This window comes from Marinomonas rhodophyticola (assembly GCF_026113935.1).
Classification (GTDB): domain Bacteria; phylum Pseudomonadota; class Gammaproteobacteria; order Pseudomonadales; family Marinomonadaceae; genus Marinomonas; species Marinomonas rhodophyticola.
Genome location: NZ_JAPEUL010000007.1, coordinates 641,883 through 658,647 on the forward strand (window position 1 = coordinate 641,883; position 16,765 = coordinate 658,647).

The 16,765-nt window shown below is 46.3% G+C and carries 16 protein-coding genes and 2 pseudogenes; 15 read left to right on the forward strand and 3 right to left on the reverse strand.

All coding sequences use genetic code 11. The features are described 5' to 3' along the window. The first annotated feature begins 28 nt into the window (after nt 1–28). The 12 genes and pseudogenes from ONZ52_RS11740 to ONZ52_RS11795 all read left to right on the forward strand — a co-directional run bounded on the left by ONZ52_RS11740 (nt 29) and on the right by ONZ52_RS11795 (nt 12,258). Complete coding sequence (locus ONZ52_RS11740; RefSeq protein ID WP_265218803.1) at nt 29–280, forward strand: type II toxin-antitoxin system RelE/ParE family toxin; 252 nt, start codon at nt 29–31, stop codon at nt 278–280. Nucleotides 281–552: 272 nt separating this feature from the next. Next, entirely contained in the window at nt 553–1,029 is a 477-nt protein-coding gene (locus tag ONZ52_RS11745; protein ID WP_265218804.1) for an exodeoxyribonuclease V subunit gamma, read from the forward strand. Then, nucleotides 984–1,826 (forward strand): exodeoxyribonuclease V subunit gamma, encoded by an 843-nt coding sequence (locus ONZ52_RS11750; protein WP_265218805.1) that lies wholly within the window; start codon nt 984–986, stop codon nt 1,824–1,826. The genes ONZ52_RS11745 and ONZ52_RS11750 overlap by 46 nt, the downstream gene beginning before the upstream one ends. Before the next feature lie 37 nt (nt 1,827–1,863). Continuing rightward, the gene (locus ONZ52_RS11755; protein ID WP_321160306.1) at nt 1,864–3,951 is read left to right on the forward strand and encodes an exodeoxyribonuclease V subunit gamma; all 2,088 of its coding nucleotides are present in this window, start codon (nt 1,864–1,866) and stop codon (nt 3,949–3,951) included. After that, a complete protein-coding gene (locus ONZ52_RS11760; protein WP_265218807.1) occupies nt 3,948–5,603 on the forward strand; it encodes a UvrD-helicase domain-containing protein in 1,656 nt (551 codons plus the stop codon). Before ONZ52_RS11755 ends, ONZ52_RS11760 begins: the two co-directional genes overlap by 4 nt. Beyond that, nucleotides 5,561–7,369 carry a 3'-5' exonuclease gene (locus tag ONZ52_RS11765; RefSeq protein WP_487349005.1) on the forward strand — a complete coding sequence of 603 codons (1,809 nt, stop codon included), beginning with the start codon at nt 5,561–5,563 and terminating at the stop codon, nt 7,367–7,369. Before ONZ52_RS11760 ends, ONZ52_RS11765 begins: the two co-directional genes overlap by 43 nt. 29 nt (nt 7,370–7,398) lie before the next feature. Further along, the gene (locus tag ONZ52_RS11770; protein ID WP_265218809.1) at nt 7,399–7,662 is read left to right on the forward strand and encodes a PDDEXK family nuclease; all 264 of its coding nucleotides are present in this window, start codon (nt 7,399–7,401) and stop codon (nt 7,660–7,662) included. After that, the gene (locus ONZ52_RS11775; protein WP_265218811.1) at nt 7,649–8,344 is read left to right on the forward strand and encodes an exodeoxyribonuclease V subunit alpha family protein; all 696 of its coding nucleotides are present in this window, start codon (nt 7,649–7,651) and stop codon (nt 8,342–8,344) included. Before ONZ52_RS11770 ends, ONZ52_RS11775 begins: the two co-directional genes overlap by 14 nt. Nucleotides 8,345–8,412: 68 nt before the next feature. After that, nucleotides 8,413–9,585: an exodeoxyribonuclease V subunit alpha gene (recD, locus tag ONZ52_RS11780; RefSeq protein WP_265219404.1), complete on the forward strand. Its 1,173-nt coding sequence runs from the start codon at nt 8,413–8,415 to the stop codon at nt 9,583–9,585. A gap of 154 nt (nt 9,586–9,739) precedes the next feature. Further along, nucleotides 9,740–10,745, forward strand: a pseudogene (gene trpS, locus ONZ52_RS11785) (tryptophan--tRNA ligase). Nucleotides 10,746–11,245: 500 nt separating this feature from the next. Beyond that, nucleotides 11,246–11,641, forward strand: coding sequence for a Tim44 domain-containing protein (locus ONZ52_RS11790; RefSeq protein WP_265218812.1), 396 nt, complete (start codon nt 11,246–11,248; stop codon nt 11,639–11,641). A gap of 222 nt (nt 11,642–11,863) precedes the next feature. Then, nucleotides 11,864–12,258, forward strand: a pseudogene (locus ONZ52_RS11795) (chemotaxis protein CheW). Between the two features lie 209 nt (nt 12,259–12,467). Here the strand turns inward: ONZ52_RS11795 and ONZ52_RS25045 are convergent. Continuing rightward, nucleotides 12,468–13,040, reverse strand: a complete 573-nt coding sequence (locus ONZ52_RS25045; protein ID WP_346433236.1) for a PfkB family carbohydrate kinase — start codon at nt 13,038–13,040, stop codon at nt 12,468–12,470. A gap of 16 nt (nt 13,041–13,056) precedes the next feature. Continuing rightward, nucleotides 13,057–13,698 (reverse strand): carbohydrate kinase family protein, encoded by a 642-nt coding sequence (locus tag ONZ52_RS25050; RefSeq protein WP_346433237.1) that lies wholly within the window; start codon nt 13,696–13,698, stop codon nt 13,057–13,059. A 47-nt stretch (nt 13,699–13,745) separates the two neighbouring features. On the opposite strand from ONZ52_RS25050, the gene ONZ52_RS11805 reads away from it, so the two are divergent. Together ONZ52_RS11805 and trxB are read left to right on the forward strand one after the other, a co-directional pair. Continuing rightward, a complete protein-coding gene (locus tag ONZ52_RS11805; protein ID WP_265218813.1) occupies nt 13,746–14,498 on the forward strand; it encodes a HesA/MoeB/ThiF family protein in 753 nt (250 codons plus the stop codon). Between the two features lie 128 nt (nt 14,499–14,626). Further along, complete coding sequence (gene trxB / locus ONZ52_RS11810; RefSeq protein WP_265218814.1) at nt 14,627–15,580, forward strand: thioredoxin-disulfide reductase; 954 nt, start codon at nt 14,627–14,629, stop codon at nt 15,578–15,580. A 102-nt stretch (nt 15,581–15,682) separates the two neighbouring features. Here the strand turns inward: trxB and ppa are convergent, their stop codons facing one another. Next, on the reverse strand, nt 15,683–16,213 hold the full coding sequence (gene ppa / locus ONZ52_RS11815) for an inorganic diphosphatase (protein WP_111606286.1): 531 nt from the start codon (nt 16,211–16,213) through the stop codon (nt 15,683–15,685). A gap of 208 nt (nt 16,214–16,421) precedes the next feature. Here ppa and ihfB point away from each other — a divergent pair, with 208 nt between their 5' ends. Next, the gene (gene ihfB, locus ONZ52_RS11820; protein WP_111606285.1) at nt 16,422–16,730 is read left to right on the forward strand and encodes an integration host factor subunit beta; all 309 of its coding nucleotides are present in this window, start codon (nt 16,422–16,424) and stop codon (nt 16,728–16,730) included. Nucleotides 16,731–16,765 lie beyond the last annotated feature (35 nt).

The window sequence follows — 16,765 nt, forward strand, 5'->3', positions numbered from 1 at the left end:
TGAACTGTCGCCAGAAGCGGCGTAAGACTTGAGTGATATTTTTGATTATAGCGATACTGAGTTTGGACTCGATCAGGTCGTTCGGTATTTAAAAAATCTAGAACACTGCTTTATCCAGCTCTGTAACAACCCCAGCATCGGGCGTGAACGCAGCGAAATCCGAGAAGCGCTTTATAGCTTTGTCAGCCAATCCCATGTGGTGTTTTATCGTATTCTCAATGATCGCTTAAGAGTTGTTCGCGTTCTGCATGGTAGCCGTGATCTACCTAGGCATTTTTGAGTCAAGCTTTTCAGTAAAGTGTCCTTTAGTATCTTTTCCCACTGTGTTAACGCTTGGAATAATTAGTATTCGTCTTTTCGGTCACCTCTAACACCTAATCTGTCGTCTCTTCACTTTTTAAATTATTCAGTCCTTCTTTTTTATCGCTTCCAAGGTTAGGCTTATTCATTGTTTAAACGGCTGTTTGCATTACAGTTCAAATAACAAAACGGAAGTGTGTTTACTTTCTCTTTGATTTTATTGATTCTTTTTTTGAAGCCTAGGATTCGTGCATGTTTCAACTTTACACAAGTAACCGTCTAGAGGATTTGGCCGTGTTGCTTGCGAAGATTTTGGCTGTTTCGCCGCCAGAAAATCCGTTTGATGATGAGCATATATTGGTACAAAACCCTGGTATGGCGCAGTGGCTGAAGATGTTTTTGGCCGAATCTCATTCTATTGCGGCGGGTTTGGTGTTTCCTTTGCCTTCTACCTTTGTTTGGCAAACCTTTGCACAAACGTTAGACGATATTCCGGCGCAAAGTGAATTTAATAAGTCTTTCTTGGTATGGCGTTTAATGCGCTTGCTGGACACACGCTTACACGAACCCGAATTCCAAGCGCTGAGTTGGTATTTGGAAGAAGACGACACACAAATCCGCCGCTTCCAGTTATGCAGCAGCATTGCCGATATTTATGACCAATATCTGGTGTATCGTCCTGATTGGATCAAGAGTTGGGAGGGGGCGAAGCGCAAGACCCCAAGCTGAAAGCCATCTTTGAGCAGCAACCTTGGCAAGCGATTCTATGGCGAGATCTGGTGGCCGATGTCAGTCAACAAGGAACTTCCTTGTATCATCGGGGGAATCTTATTGAAGCTTTACATGACGCGACGCTATCGTCTGCGCGCCCAGCGGGTGTTCCTGAGCGAATTTTTATTTTTGGCGTATCTTCCTTGCCGCCAAATACGCTGGAATCTCTGCGCGTGTTGGCTGCTTCTGGCTGGATTGATGTGCATCTGTTTTTGCAGAACCCTTGTCGCTTTTATTGGGGCGATGTGGTCGATAAACATTATTTGGGCCGAGAAATAAAACGCCAAACCCTCAAGCCAGGTTTGAGCGCGGATACCTTGCATCTGGATGCCAATCCGCTGTTGGCAAGTTGGGGGCGTTTGGGGCGAGACTACATTGCTCAGCTGCAAGAGATGGCCGACAACGAGCTGGAAGTGTTCGAAGATTATCGTAGTGAGCAATCGACTGGGTTACTGCAATGGGTTCAGCAAGATGTATTGACCCTAGAAAACCATGGCTCGAAACAAGAAAGAGACGCCAGTATTGCCAATGCGGAATATCGTCACGCTATCGCAGTGGATGATCAAAGTATTCGTGTGCATCGTTGTCACAGTCCATTGCGGGAAGTGGAAGTCTTGCATGATCAGCTGTTGCAAATGTTCGAGAGCGATCCGAGCTTAACGCCAAAAGACATCATCGTCATGTTACCGGACGTCAACACCTACAGCCCGTTTGTGAAGGCGATTTTTGGGGTGAAAAAAGAGCGGTGCTGTTAAAGGCAGTGTTCAGGTCAGAAAACAGATTCCCTTTGCCTTGATTGACCAATCTGGCGGCATGGAAAACCCGATTGTCGATGCCTATTTGTATTTGCTTGGTTTGGGCGAAAGTCGTTTCACCTTGTCAGAATTGATCAGCGTATTAGAAGTGCCTGCGGTGTTGGCGCGTTTTGAATTAACCGCTGACGAGTTAGAGCGTATTCGACAATGGTCGACAGAAGTTGGCATTCGTTGGGGGTTGGATGGCAAAACCGCTCAGCAGCACGATTTACCGATGCAAGAATCTCATACTTGGCTGAATGGCGTGCGTCGAATGTTATTGGGTTATGCCATGGGACATGACCATATTTGGCAAGACACATTAAGTTACGGTGATGTGGAAGGTTTAGAAGCCTCTGTGGCCGGTAAACTCGCTGAGTTTTTGGTTGCCATTAACGATGCACAAGCCAAGTTAATGGAATCCCTTACGCCGAAAGAATGGATTTCGACCTTGTATTACTTAGCGGAACGCTTCTTTTTGGTGGACGAAGACGATGCCTTTCAGGTGCTGCTGAGTAAGCAGCTTGATGCGTTAACGCTGCAGTGGCAGCAAGCGTATTTTGATGCGCCATTGGATCAGCAAGTAATCCGTCAGTTGCTCTCGCCATTGTTGCAAGAGTCCCAAGGCGGACAGCGTTTCCTAGCGGGGCGCGTCAACTTTTGCACCTTGATGCCCATGCGCTCGGTGCCGTTTAAAGTCATTTGTGTATTGGGCTTAAACGAGGGGGATTATCCTCGAAGCGTCGCACCAATGGGCTTTGATTTGATGGTCGGGCAATATCGCAGCGGCGATCGAAGCCGACGAGAAGACGACAAATACTTGTTTCTCGAAGCCTTAATGTCGGCACGAGATTGTTTCTATATCAGTTATGTTGGTCGCAGTATTCAAGATAACAGCGAAAAGAATGCGTCTATTTTAGTCAGTGAGTTGTTGGAATACATAGGTCAAAGTTGTGTGTTTGACGGTGACCAAACATTGGCGCCAGACGAGGCGCAGAAAGCCTTGTTAGAGCGACTGATTCTTGAGCATCCGTTGCAGCCTTTTAATGCCGCTTATTACGTTCAATCGCAACAATCGGCCGTTCAATTTGATAAACGCTTATACAGCTATGACGATCAATGGTTGCCGGCGTTATTAAGTGTTCCGGTGGATAATGAGCCACAAGCGTTTCTTCCACTGGATGGTTTAGAGCAGCCAAGATTGGAGCTGGCTCTTGATGAGTTGTCGCGTTTTATTGGGCATCCGGCGCGTTACTTTACTCAGCGCCGATTAAAAGCCTATTTGAGCTTGCCAGAAGAGGAAGAAAAAGAGGACGAACCATTCGCATTAGATGGCTTGGCGGGCTATCAATTGCGTGAAGGCTTGCTACAAGCCATGCTAAAAGACGATGAAGATTCGTTTGTTGAGCGTTTGTCCTTAACGGGTGCCTTGCCTTACGGCGCGTTAGGGCGTTTGTCTTTGCAGCAGAGTCGTGGTCAATGTCGTCAGTTGCTGTCTGTGTTACAGGGCTATGCCTTGGAGGAATGCGCGCCCATTGAAGTAAATTTAACCCTTGGCAGTCTTGTTTTGCAGGCGTGGTTGGATTTACCAACGGCGACGACGCGTTTGTCTTATCGCATTGGCGATTTATCCGCTCATCAAAAAATGCAGGCGTGGATCGAGCATTTGGCCTTGTGCGCCCAAGGTACGCCAAAGCAGCATCATCTTATTAATTTGAGTAAAACTGGCAAGTTGCTTCAGCACAGTTTTATTATCATTCCGCCAAACGATGCCCAAGACTATCTAAACAAGATGTTGGCGTTGTTACAGCAAGGCTTGTGTCAGCCAATTGCCTTGCCCGCGAAAAGTGCTGACGCATGGTGCAAAAGTTATTGTGCGAGCAAAACGCAAGAAGACCCTGATATCGCTTGGGAGCAAGCGTTGAAACAGTATCAAGACAACAGCAGTGCCTTTACTCGTAGCGAGGTCGACGATGCTTATTGGCAGCGTTATTTCCCCGATTTACAGTCGCAAAAAGCTCAGTTTGTCGCTTTGTGTGAGCAAATTTGGTTGCCCATGCATCGTCATTTGGAGGAGATGGAATGAGTCTTTCTAACGAGTCCGTTTCTGCTAATGCAGACGCCTTGAACATGATTCCTGAACCGCTTAATGCCTTAACCTTCCCGTTGTTTGGCAAACGCTTAATCGAAGCCAGCGCAGGCACAGGGAAAACCTACACCATTGCCAACTTGTATCTGCGTTTGCTGGTGCCGAGTGGGCCGTCTTTATCTGGGAATAACGGTGATTTAGATAAACCGCTCACAGTGGATCAGATCTTGGTAGTGACCTTTACCGAGGCCGCCACCGCCGAGTTAAAAGCACGGATTCGTGGGCGCATACGAGCCGCGCGAAAAGCCTTATTGCAAGGCGAAAGTCGCGATGTCTTTCTGGCGGACTGGCTGGCGCAAATGTCAGACGATCAGCGCGCGGGCGCCATTGAAAAACTGCTGTACGCCGAAAAGCAAATGGACGAAGCCGCGGTGTTTACCATTCATGGTTTTTGTCAGCGTATGCTAAGTCAAAACGCCTTTGAAAGTCGCATGCTGTTCCAGCAAACCATTGAAACCGACGAATTGGCGCCCTTGTCTATGGCGGTGAAGGACGTTTGGCGTAGCGTGTTTTATCCAATGGACGACACCAAGGCGGCCTTGATTCAGCCGATTTGGTCGAATCCAGATGCTTTGTTGAAAGATTTATATTTATTGAATAACCAGCCTGACGCCAAAATCGCCGTGCCAGATTACGATTGGGAAAGTGCGCTAAGTCAGGCTCAACAAACCATGGCAGCGGTTCGCTCCATGTGGCTAGCTCAATCGCAAGACATCATTGATGCCCTTGAGCGCAGTGGTATAAAACGCACGTTTTGGCGCAAAGATCCGTCGAAAGATATTCAAGCCATCACGCAATGGGCACATTCAACCCGTTTCGAGCTAGACAAGAGCCTCGAAAAATTTGATAGCAATGAACACGCCAGCCGATTGAGCAAAGGCGGGGATCTGCCTGCTCATGAATTCTTTGGTTTGGTGCAAGCCTTGCGCGAAAGCTTTCCGGATGCAGGGCGATTAAAAGCCGTCTTGTTGACTCAGCTTTGGCAGCAAACCCAAGAGCGCATGAAACGCTGGAAGCGCAGTACGCAGTCGCTGACTTTTACGGATTTGCTAACCTCTCTCGATGTGGCGCTAACGAAAGACGAAGCGGGCAAGTTGGCAGAGCGCATTCGCCATCTTTATCCGATCGCTCTAATCGACGAATTTCAAGATACAGATGCGGTGCAATATCGGATTTTCTCCACCATTTATGCCCCAGCGACGGTAGATCAAAATACGCTTGGCTTGATCATGATCGGTGATCCAAAACAGGCGATATATGCCTTTCGTGGCGCGGATATTTACACCTATTTGGCGGCTAAAAAACGTGTCGACAGTGTGTATTCCTTGGCAACGAATTACCGTTCCTCTGCAGCTATGATTCAGGCAGTCAATGGACTTTTTACTACCCAAGCGGAACCCTTTCGCGTCACCGGATTCCTTTTATTGAGGTGCAAGATCGTGGTGTTGCCAGTGGCTTTACTCGACAAGGGCAAACGCAAGCGGCGCTGCAGTTTTTATATCAACGCAGTGACGAACCCGTATCGGCAAAAGAGTATCGTCAGACCATGGCGGAGTCCTGCGCGGCGCACCTTCATGAGTTGTTGCTAGAAGGGCAGCAAGGCTCTGCGCTTATTGATGGCAAAGGCGTGCGACCAAAAGATATTGCCTTGTTGGTGACCAATTTTAGTCAAGCCAATGCCTTGAAAGACGCCTTACGTCAGCGCGGTATCGCCAGTGTATATTTGAGTGACAAAGGCTCGGTGTTTGAAACCGTTGAGGCGCGCGAGCTACTGATTGTGCTGACAGCGATATTATCCAATGGGCAAGAAAGCAAATTGCGTTCGGCCTTGGCAACCAGCTTAGTGGATTGGTCGTTGGAAGATTTGGATACGCTCAATCACGATGATGTGGTGTATGAAAAATGGGGGCAGGCGTTCCGCGACTATTTAGCTATTTGGGACAAGCAAGGCTTGCTGCCTATGTTACGTGAGTTTATGCAAGACGTGTCACTGGCGGCGAATATGCTCAGCCATACTGGTGGTGAACGTCGCTTAACCGACTTTCTGCATTTGACCGAAAAGCTACAGCAAAAGTCCCTTGAGTTGGATTCCAAAGAAGGCGTTTTGCGTTATCTCAGGTTGGCGATTCAAACGCCGAATGGCAATAGTGATGAGCAAAAGATTCGCCTTGAAACCGATGCGGAGTTGGTGCGGATTGTCACCATTCACAAAAGTAAGGGCTTGGAATATCCGATAGTGTATTTGCCGTTTGCGTTTACGCCGTATCGAGATCAAGACAAATCGGCTTTATACCACGATGCGCAACAGCAATTGTGGATCGCCATTGACCCTGATGAAGCGCAAACCGAGCAGCACAAAGAAGAGTTGTATGCGGCCGAAATTCGTTTGGCTTATGTGGCGTTAACCCGCTCCAAAGAAGCGTGTTTTATCGGTGCCATGGAGGTAGGAAAAGGGGCGAATAAAACTCGTGGCGCGATATCAGAGGTGCATCTTAGTGGTGTAGGTGCCTTGATTGGCGAAGGCGAGCCGCTTGAGGCTGGTGATTTGTACCCAAGTATCGAACGCCTTTGTGGGCGTTATCAGCATGGTCAAATGCAGTTGTTGGATTTACCTAATGAGCCTCCGAGCCTACCACGATTCAAAATGGCGCAAGCCGACTTAGTTGAACCCCGTGCGCGAGATTTTACTGGGCGTGTAGAGCGAGACTGGTGGGTGGGGAGTTATTCTTCTCTTGTAGTGGAAGACAAAGAATACCACGATGAAAGCGTGCCAGGCTTGGATGAGATGGCGCGTTTTGTCGATCCTTTATTGGATGAAACGGATCTGTCTGACCCCGTGCTTGAGCCGCAAAAGAGTCGCTTTACTTTTCCCAAAGGCGCCAAACCTGGTACTTTCTTGCATGATACGCTGGAAGGCAAAGCCCTGCATGATGTGTCTGCTAATCCGAGCTTTAACGACTTATTAAAAACCAGTCACCGTAAGCGCATGATCGATTTTTACGAGCGTCAGGGCTTTGGCGAATGGCAAGACGTATTGAGCGAATGGTTGCCCGATATTATTAATACCGAGTTAATGACGGAAATGAGCTTGGGGCGTTTGGCACCCTCGGCTTGTCGCAAAGAAATGGAGTTTTTTATTCCGGTGACCGGCATGAATGCCTTGCAGCTGGACCGCATTTCTCGTGAACACGATAAGGTATCGCGTATTGCGCCGATGATTCAAGATCGTCCATTAAAAGGCATGTTAAAAGGCTTTATCGATTTATTGTTCGAATACCAAGGCCGTTATTATGTGCTGGATTATAAGTCCAATTACTTGGGGATAACCTGGCTGATTACGAGCCAGAGAGATTAGTTCATGCTATTGCCGAGCACAGATACGATTTGCAATACCAGCTTTATACCTTGGCCTTACATCGCTTGTTGAAGCAGCGTTTGCCGAATTATGACTATGAAAAACACATGGGCGGCGTGGTGTATTTGTTTTTGCGTGGCATGCGAGTAGGGCAGCAAACGGGTGTTTTTCAAAACCGTTTAACGCTTGAGCATGTGACTGCGCTCGATAAGCTGTTTAGTGGCAAGGCTCAGAGTGATAAATCCATGGATAGCAAATCGAATGATGAGGTAGTGCAATATGGACTTTTCTAATCAGCTAGGTTTGCTCGACTCTCTTGATGAAAAAGCGCGCGAAGAAAATCCATCTGCTACGACGTCATTTAGTTTGTCTGCTTGGCAAGCTAAAGGGGTTTTACGAGCGATTGATCGTCAGTGGATTGAGCAGCTGGCGCAACATGCCAAAGAAGGCAATTCAGAGGTAAATAAGAGTGCTGTGCATATCGCCGGAGCCTTATGCAGCGCGTACCTTGGGGCTGGCCATATTTGTATCGATCTAGCGAATATTTGGCAAAGACCACCAGAAGGCATTGATCTAGAAGAATTAAGAGCGGCATTGGAAAAGAGCGGTGTGAAGAGCGTGTCGGCTTGGTGCCAAGTCTTGCTGGCAAGTTGTCTGGTTTCGTCGGCAGACAGTGTGGTTGAACGCCCTATGGTGTTGGCGGGCACGCGTTTGTATTTGTATCGTTATTTCCAATATGAGCAACAAGTGCTGACGTATCTCAAGGGGCAATTTACTGTGGCGCCTTTTGCTGTGGATGCGGCGTTATTGGCAACGCTGTTTCCCAATAAAGCCGACGCGGTAGATTGGCAAAAAGTGGCCGTCGCCAATGCGGCAAGTTTACCTTTTTCGGTGATCAGTGGCGGCTCTAGGAACGGGAAAGACAACCACTGTGACTCGTCTTTTGGCGTTGCTAGTGGCTCAGTCGCTGGCTGAAGGTAAGGTGTTAGCGTATTGAGTTAGCCGCGCCAACCGGCAAAGCCGCGGCGCGTCTAACGGAATCCATTTCAAAAGCCAAAGCGGGTTTGCCATTAAGTGATGAGGTTAAGCTTGCCATTCCAGAGCAAGCTAGTACTTTGCATCGCTTGTTAGGAAGCGATTTTGGCCGCAGTCGTTTTAAGCATAATAAAGCAAACCCCTTACATTTGGATGTGTTGCTGGTGGATGAAGTGTCTATGGTGGATTTGCCAATGATGGCGAAATTGATTGATGCTATGCCGCCTCAGGCACGACTGATTTTGCTGGGTGACAAAGATCAACTGGCTTCGGTAGAAGCGGGCAGTGTACTGGGGGATTTATCCTATGGCATCGAAGAGGTTTACTTTCAACCAGAATGGGCTGAGCGACTGAGCCGTCTTACTGGAGAAAACCTTGCGCCGTTTGGTAATGCGTCAGCGCCGCCAATTAGTCGAGCCTTGACCTTGCTAAGAACCAGCTATCGCTTTGATGCCAATAGTGGCATTGGATACTTGGCAAAAGCCATGAACGCTGGGGACAGCCAAGCGGTATTACGTTGCTTGCAGTCTAATAACACGGATGTTGAATGGCGAACGCCAGAAGAAGGACAGACCAAGGCCGATATTGCGACTCTCGCCAAAGGGTATGATGATTATTGGGAAGCGGTGCGTCAGAACCTTGATATTGCCAAACTTTATGAGGTGTTTTCACGTTACCAGATTCTGACGGCGGTTCGCCAAGGGGAGTTTGGTGTCGAGAAGGTGAACGCTCAGCTGGAGCAGTATTTCTATCAGCGAGGACGAGTAAAAGATCCCCATGTTTGGTATCCGGGGAAAGCCGTGATGCTAACCCGAAATGATGCGGCATTGGGCTTGTTTAATGGCGATATTGGTCTTTGTATGCCTGATGAGTTTCAGCGTCTTCGAGTGTGGTTTATGCAGCCTGATGGTTGTTTTACAGGCTTGCTGCCGAGTCGTTTGAGTGAGTTTGAAGTGGTCTTTGCCATGACTGTGCATAAATCTCAAGGGTCAGAGTTTGATCATGTGGCTCTGTTATTGCCTATCACTCCTTCGCCAGTATTAACCAAAGAGTTACTTTATACTGGTATTACTCGAGCGAAGAGATCCTTTGCGTTATGGGGATCGAGCGGCTTAATTCGGAGTGCAACGAGTGCTCGTATTGAACGTTATTCAGGCCTTATTGACGAGCTTTGGCATTGATATTTTACTATTCGGCGCCACTATCTGCTGAAGATGTAAAAAAGCTTGTAAAACATCAGATTAAATAATCGTAATGCGTGATTCTTGCGGTCGTTTTTTTATGGTAGGGTAAGCAACATTTCAACATTGTGTAAAGTAGGAAAGAGTAGCAACAATGGCAAAAGAAATTGTTTTAACCGGTGTCACCACCACAGGAACTCCTCACTTAGGTAACTATGTGGGAGCCATTCGTCCAGCGATCGAAGCGAGCCGTCAAGACAATACGGAATCTTACTTCTTTCTTGCAGACTATCATGCCTTGATCAAGTGTCAGGATCCAGAGCGTGTGAAACAGTCTCGTTTAGAAATTGCGGCGACCTGGCTAGCGTGTGGCTTGGACACGGATAAAGCAACTTTTTACCGTCAATCTGATATTCCTGAGATTGCTGAATTGAATTGGCTACTGACCTGCGTCACCGCAAAAGGCTTGATGAATCGCGCCCATGCTTACAAAGGCGCGGTAGATGACAATCTTGCTAATGGCCAAGATCCAGATTTTGGTATCACTATGGGCTTGTTTTGCTACCCAGTGTTAATGGCGGCGGATATTTTGGCCTTTAACGCCCATAAAGTGCCGGTTGGTCGTGATCAAATACAGCATATTGAAATGGCGCGCGACATTGCTGGTCGTTTTAACCATTTATTTGGTGAACATTTCGTATTACCGGAAGCGGTGGTGGGTGAAGAAGGCTCCATTCTTAAAGGCTTAGACGGTCGTAAGATGAGCAAGAGTTACAACAATACGATTCCATTATTTGATACTGAGAAAAAGCTACAAAAAGGCATCAATAAAATCAAAACCAACCTGTTAGAACCGGAAGCGAAAGACCCTGATGACTCTACTGTGTTTGATATTTATAAAGCGTTTGCGACACCAGAACAAACTCGGCAAATGCGTCAGAATTTTGCAGAGGGTATTGCTTAGGGGCGAAGCAAAGAAGGAACTTTTTACCCTGATCAATGGTCAACTGAGTGAGCCGCGTGAAAAGTATCCCAGAATTGATAGCAAATCCTGTTCATGTCGAGGAAATACTACAATCGGGTGCGGAAAAGCGCGAGCGCGAGCAAGGCAAATGATTTCAGACCTACGCAATGCCGTAGGTCTAGTGAATTTTAAATAATAGGAGAAATACCGTGAAAACATCTGTGTATGCCATGCTGTTGGCGTTTGTGTTGGCAATTGGGGCGGGGGGCTATAGTGCCGATGTCCATGCTAAAAAGCTTGGTGGTGGTAGAGAGTTTTGGTAAAAGCTTTTCTGTGTCTGGGCCTCAAAAGCGGCGCCAGCGAGTGCGACCAATTCTACGGCCGCGGCGGCTGGTGCTAAAAGAGCACTGGTTTCTTGGGTGGTCTAGGCGGTGGTCTGTTAGGCGGTTCTATTAGCAGGCGGTATTTTTGCAGCCTTGCTAGGTAGTGGTGCATTTGATGGTATTTCATTTGGCGATATCTTGTTATTCGCTGTGATTGGTTTTCTTGATCTACAAGTTTTTCATCGCGCCAAAACGTCGCGCTGCAGCAGCGGCTCAACAAGCTGGCACAAATGGTATGTTCCGTGAAATGCCTGAATCAACTCGCGACAGCGTTCGGGGCCTTCACCAATGGCTGGAATATTAGGCGGTTTCGGTGCTACTCCAGACATTCAATTGCCACCTGGTTTTTAATGAGCAGGCCTTTGCTGCAGAAGCGAAAAATCATTACATCACACTGCAAAAAGCATGGGATGATAATAATTTTAATGAAATTTTAGATTGTCATGTCAGCCCAGAGCTTTACAACTTGTTGGTTGAAGAGCGTGCTAAGCATGGCGACAACAAGCCTCGTACTGAAGTGATCTCTTTGATGGTTGACTTGGTTCGTGGTGAGCTTATCGGTTCGACAGCGTCTATTTCTTTACAGTTCTCAGGCTGGATCAAAGAAGGCGATGAAACATCGGAAACCGCTGAAATTTGGCACTTAGAAAAGAACATGTCTGACGCAAATGGAAATTGGACAATAGATTGGATACAACAAGACAACTAATTGTTACTTAACTTTGCTCGTAGACTCGTTACTCTTTGTTTACACTAGACAAAAGCAGTAACGAGTTCTACAGTACTTTAATCAAATTGAATATGGATGTGAGCCATGTCTGAATTAGCACCTATTAAAGAAAAAGGGAAAGCCTTATCTGAAAATAAGAAAGGCGAGTTGTTGCAGTATCTGACTTTTAAGCTGATTGACGAAACTTATGGTATCAACGTCATGCAGATTAAAGAGGTGCTACGCTATAGCGAAATAGCTCCCGTTCCAGTGCGCCTTCTTATGTACTAGGCATCGTAAACTTACGCGGTAACGTTGTGACGGTAGTGGACACACGCGTCCGTTTTGGACTGGCCAGAGGTGCACTATTACCGATGACACGCGCATTATCATCGCCGAGGCATGATGGTGAACAAGTGGGTCTGTTGGTCGATGCGGTACAAGAAGTATTCTATTTGTATCAAGGTGAAATAGAGCAAAGTCCAAGCGTAGGTAATGACGATGCCTTGAAATTTATTCAAGGTGTTTACCAAAAAGAAGATGAGTTGGTTATTTTGTTGGAACTCAATCGTATGTTTGAGCGCAACGATGCACTTGGCATCGAAGCGATGAATTAAGAGCCAATCCATTCTTTTTAGAGCGATCTAGAGTTTAGAACGACATAAAAAAGCCATGCTTATGCATGGTTTTTTTATGTCGCTAAAAAGCTTGAACGGTTATCTTTCCCAGTAAGCTTCTTCTAGGCTGTCTTCTCTTTTCTGGTAAGCCACGGGATAATCGAGACGCGTTTTGCGCTAATATCTCATAACTTACGCGGTTCGAGTATTTACAGATTTGGGCAAAAGAGGAATAGGCCAAAAAGGAGCGCCAAGTGTTTGCTGGAGTTTGGAATGGCTTCTTTGTGAAAGTGGTTCGCAGAAATATCATGCAGCAATGCTGATAAGGCGCCGTCACCCGCGCCATTGGTGTTGCGAATTTTTTCGGGGCCGCCCATGTAAGGATCGATATGAGAGAAGACTTTTACGGGGTGTTTGCAAGCTTCACGCAGCATAGGGCGACTGAATTCCCAACGATTAAAATCGGCCAAGCTGCCCGATTTAATAGGGTGTGTAGTTTCCCGTTTTAGCTCATCATCGGTATAGCCGCATAGATACATGCCGTCTGGCCCTGCGGTTAATAACACAAGATCAACGTAATCAAGAATGGCACTGGCCGCCTGCAATGGATCTGATAATCCCGTTAACGCTTCGGCTTCTAATTCATTCATGGCGAGTACGTTGACGTAGTTTTTGATTAATTCGAGCAGTTCTTCACGATTATCTTCTACAAGGTGTTTGGTGCCTAATGTAAGAGCGGTTGGAACATGATGTTGATGGGCATATTGTAGGGCGGTTAGCATGGCCTGTTTGATGGGTTTACCCTGATGGCGTAAAGGGTAAGCACAAGTTACCAGGAGCAGCCGCACCGGCGATAATATTTTCCGGAATGTGTTCCGTATTGAGGCTCGTCCATGTCCCCAGGGCGATCGCAAAAGTGCGCTCACCGTCAGGTGTGATTAAGGCAATGCCACGGCCGATGTCCCCAGCAACGCCTTGAAGGTGATTCATATCGACTTTACTGCTGGTATGGCAGATATAATGGTAAGCTGGTGAACCTAGGGTAATATTGGCAGACATGACGCCAAGTAGCACAGATTTGTCATCAGCTAGCACGGAATAATTGTGTATGGTGTTGCCAATAGTGCCGCCAGCAAAATGATCTGAGATGCTGTTTTGTGCAGTGAGTTCATCATATATCGCAGAGGCTGTGTCGGCATCGACAAGATTCGACAATCCTTTTTGGATGCTAAATGTGTTTAAAAATTGATCCGAGACATTAGCGACCACATCGACGATAGTTTCATCCAAACCAACGATGTAAGTGTCTTTATCTGGACGGACTTCTGATTTAGGCAGAGCTGGTTTAGGTTGAGAAACTGGGAAGTAATGTTTGAGTTTGCGTTGACCGGAAACTTCATATCGATGCTCATGGATAAAATAATAGAGTGAGTTTAGCAAAGAATTGACCAGTCGGGCAGGATTAGCAAGAAGAAAGTAAGGTGAAAATGAACGAATCAGAGTTAGATCGTTATAGTAGACAGTTATTACTGCCAAATTTTGATATACAGGGGCAATTGAATCTTGCCCAAGCTAAAATATTGATTATTGGCTTAGGTGGATTAGGGAATATTGCGGCGACTTATTTGGCTACGTCAGGCGTGGGAACATTAGTGTTAGCGGACGGCGACCAACTAGAGTGCAGCAATTTACCACGCCAAGTCCTTTATGCTGAACATCAGCTTGGCCTGAATAAAGTCGATGCGGCGGCGGCGCAGATTGCGCTTAAAAATTCAGCCGTTCAAATCGAAGTGATTGCTCAAAAACTGGCAGACAATTCTTTGCTTCGTGCTGTAGAACAGGCAGATGTGGTGTTGGACTGTACGGATAACTTTACGGCAAGAAAAGCCATCAACCGTGCTTGTCTGTTGTTGAGAAAACCACTGGTCAGCGCGGCAGCGATTCGCTGGGAAGGGCAGTTGGTGAGTTTCTTGTATCATCAACAATCAACGCCTTGTTATGAGTGCTTATATCCTTCTTTGTCGGATCAGCAATTAAGCTGTAACGAAAGTGGTATTGTCGCTCCTGTTGTTGGCTTACTTGGTGTTTATCAGGCGCTAGAAGCATTAAAGCTGGCAAGTGGTTGTGGAAAGGTTAAGCATGGCGTATTGAGGCTATTTGACGGTTTTGAAGGCAGCTGGCGTGAAATACGTCTAAGTCAAGATCCAGAATGCTCTGCTTGCTCACTTGAAAACTCATAGAAAGTCCCTATTTTAGTAATTAGTATTTTTCTCTAAGAATTTCAGCCGATTTTCGTTAGAATTTGTCACAGTATTTTAGCCGACCGCATTGTTGAGTCTGGCAAACATTCATTTACAGGAGCAATGACATGAGCGATGTGAAACACGCTAAATTAATGATTTTAGGTTCTGGTCCAGCTGGCTACACCGCAGCGGTTTATGCTGCCCGTGCGAACCTGAATCCTGTGATGATTACCGGTATGCAAATGGGTGGTCAGTTGACCACGACTACCGAGGTTGATAATTGGCCAGGTGATGATCAAGGCGTACAAGGTCCAGAGCTGATGGAGCGTATGCGTAAGCACGCTGAGCGTTTTGAAACGGAAATTATTTTTGATCATGTTAATAAAGTGGATTTGCAAAACCGTCCATTCCGTTTGGAAGGTGACAGTGGTGTTTATACTTGTGATGCTTTGATTATTTCCACTGGTGCGAGTGCTCAGTATTTGGGTCTTGAGAGCGAAACAAAATTCATGGGGCAAGGTGTATCTGCTTGCGCGACCTGTGATGGTTTCTTCTACCGCAATCAAGATGTTGCTGTGATTGGTGGTGGTAATACGGCTGTTGAAGAAGCACTTTACCTTTCTAACATAGCGAAAACAGTTACCGTTATTCACCGTCGTGACAAATTCCGTTCTGAGAAAATCCTAGCGGATAAGTTGATGGAAAAAGCGAAAAACGGCAATGTGAAAATCGAATGGCATTCTGAGTTAGAAGAGGTGTTGGGCGATGACGCTGGCGTAACGGGTATTCGTATCAAGAATAACGAAACAGGCGAGAAGAAAGACATCGCGGTTGCGGGCTTATTTGTGGCCATTGGTCATAAGCCAAACACGGATATTTTCAAAGGTCAGCTTGAGATGCACGATGGTTACCTAAAAGTTCAATCTGGTACCCACGGTAATGCCACTCAAACCAGCATTGAAGGTGTTTTTGCTGCTGGGGATGTGTCTGATCATATTTACCGCCAAGCAATCACCTCCGCCGGTACAGGTTGTATGGCTGCGCTGGATGCAGAGCGTTACTTGGATTCTTTAGAGTAAGATGTACACACGCCTCAGACTTTGCTGAATGAAAGTCTGAGGCACAAAAAAACCGATCCTAGGATCGGTTTTTTTATGCCTAAAGTAAATCGCTTGAACGAATTACTGAGCGTTGTAAGCTTCGATGCCTTCAACAATCGCTTTTCTTGCTTCGTCAGCGTTTGCCCAGCCTTCTACTTTTACCCATTTGCCTTTTTCAAGGGTTTTGTAGTTTTCGAAGAAATGTTCAATCTGATCGCGTAGCAGTTGTGGAATATCGTTTACATCTTGGATGTGACCGTATTCTTTGCTTAGTTTCTCGTGTGGAACAGCAACCAATTTTGCGTCCATACCGGCTTCGTCAGACATATTCAATACGCCAACTGGGCGGCAGCGGATAACGGAACCTGGAACCACTGGGTAAGGCGTAATCACCAAAACATCAACTGGGTCACCATCATCTGCTAACGTATGGTTAACATAGCCGTAGTTGGCAGGATAGAACATGGGAGCGGTCATGAAGCGGTCAACGACAAGCGCGTCCATATCCTTATCAACTTCGTATTTTACTGGGTTTGCTTGTGCTGGGATCTCGATGATCACGTTGATATCATTTGGTGCATCTTTGCCAGCAGGGATTTTGCTATAGCTCATTATAATTTCTTCCAATGTGTTAAATATGGGCAATATTATAAAAGCTAGACAGCATCTATGCTAGTTGTGTAATGCATCCATTCGTAATATTCTCTATTTCACTAGAATAAAACATGTAAAAAGCATTCTAAATAGCGTTAACTTATTGCTTTCTTTCTAAATTTAGCTAGTCTTACACAGTGATCAAATTATAGTCGCGAGGACAGTAATGACAAAATCTGAGCTGATAGAGCTGCTAATCGATCAGCAATCCCATTTGCCGGTGAAAGATGTAGAGCAAGCAATCAAAGCAATGCTGGAGCATATGTCTGATTCCTTAGCGAATGGTGAGCGCATAGAGATAAGAGGCTTCGGTAGTTTTTCTCTGCATTACAGAGCACCCAGAATTGGCCGAAATCCTAAAACGGGAGAGTCTGTTGAACTGGGAGCCAAGTACGTGCCGCACTTTAAACCGGGCAAAGAATTGAGAGAATTGGTTAATTTGCCTGAAGACAGTGAGATTAACGAACTTAACTAATTTACGTCTTATGCCTCGAATTTTTTTAGCTACCA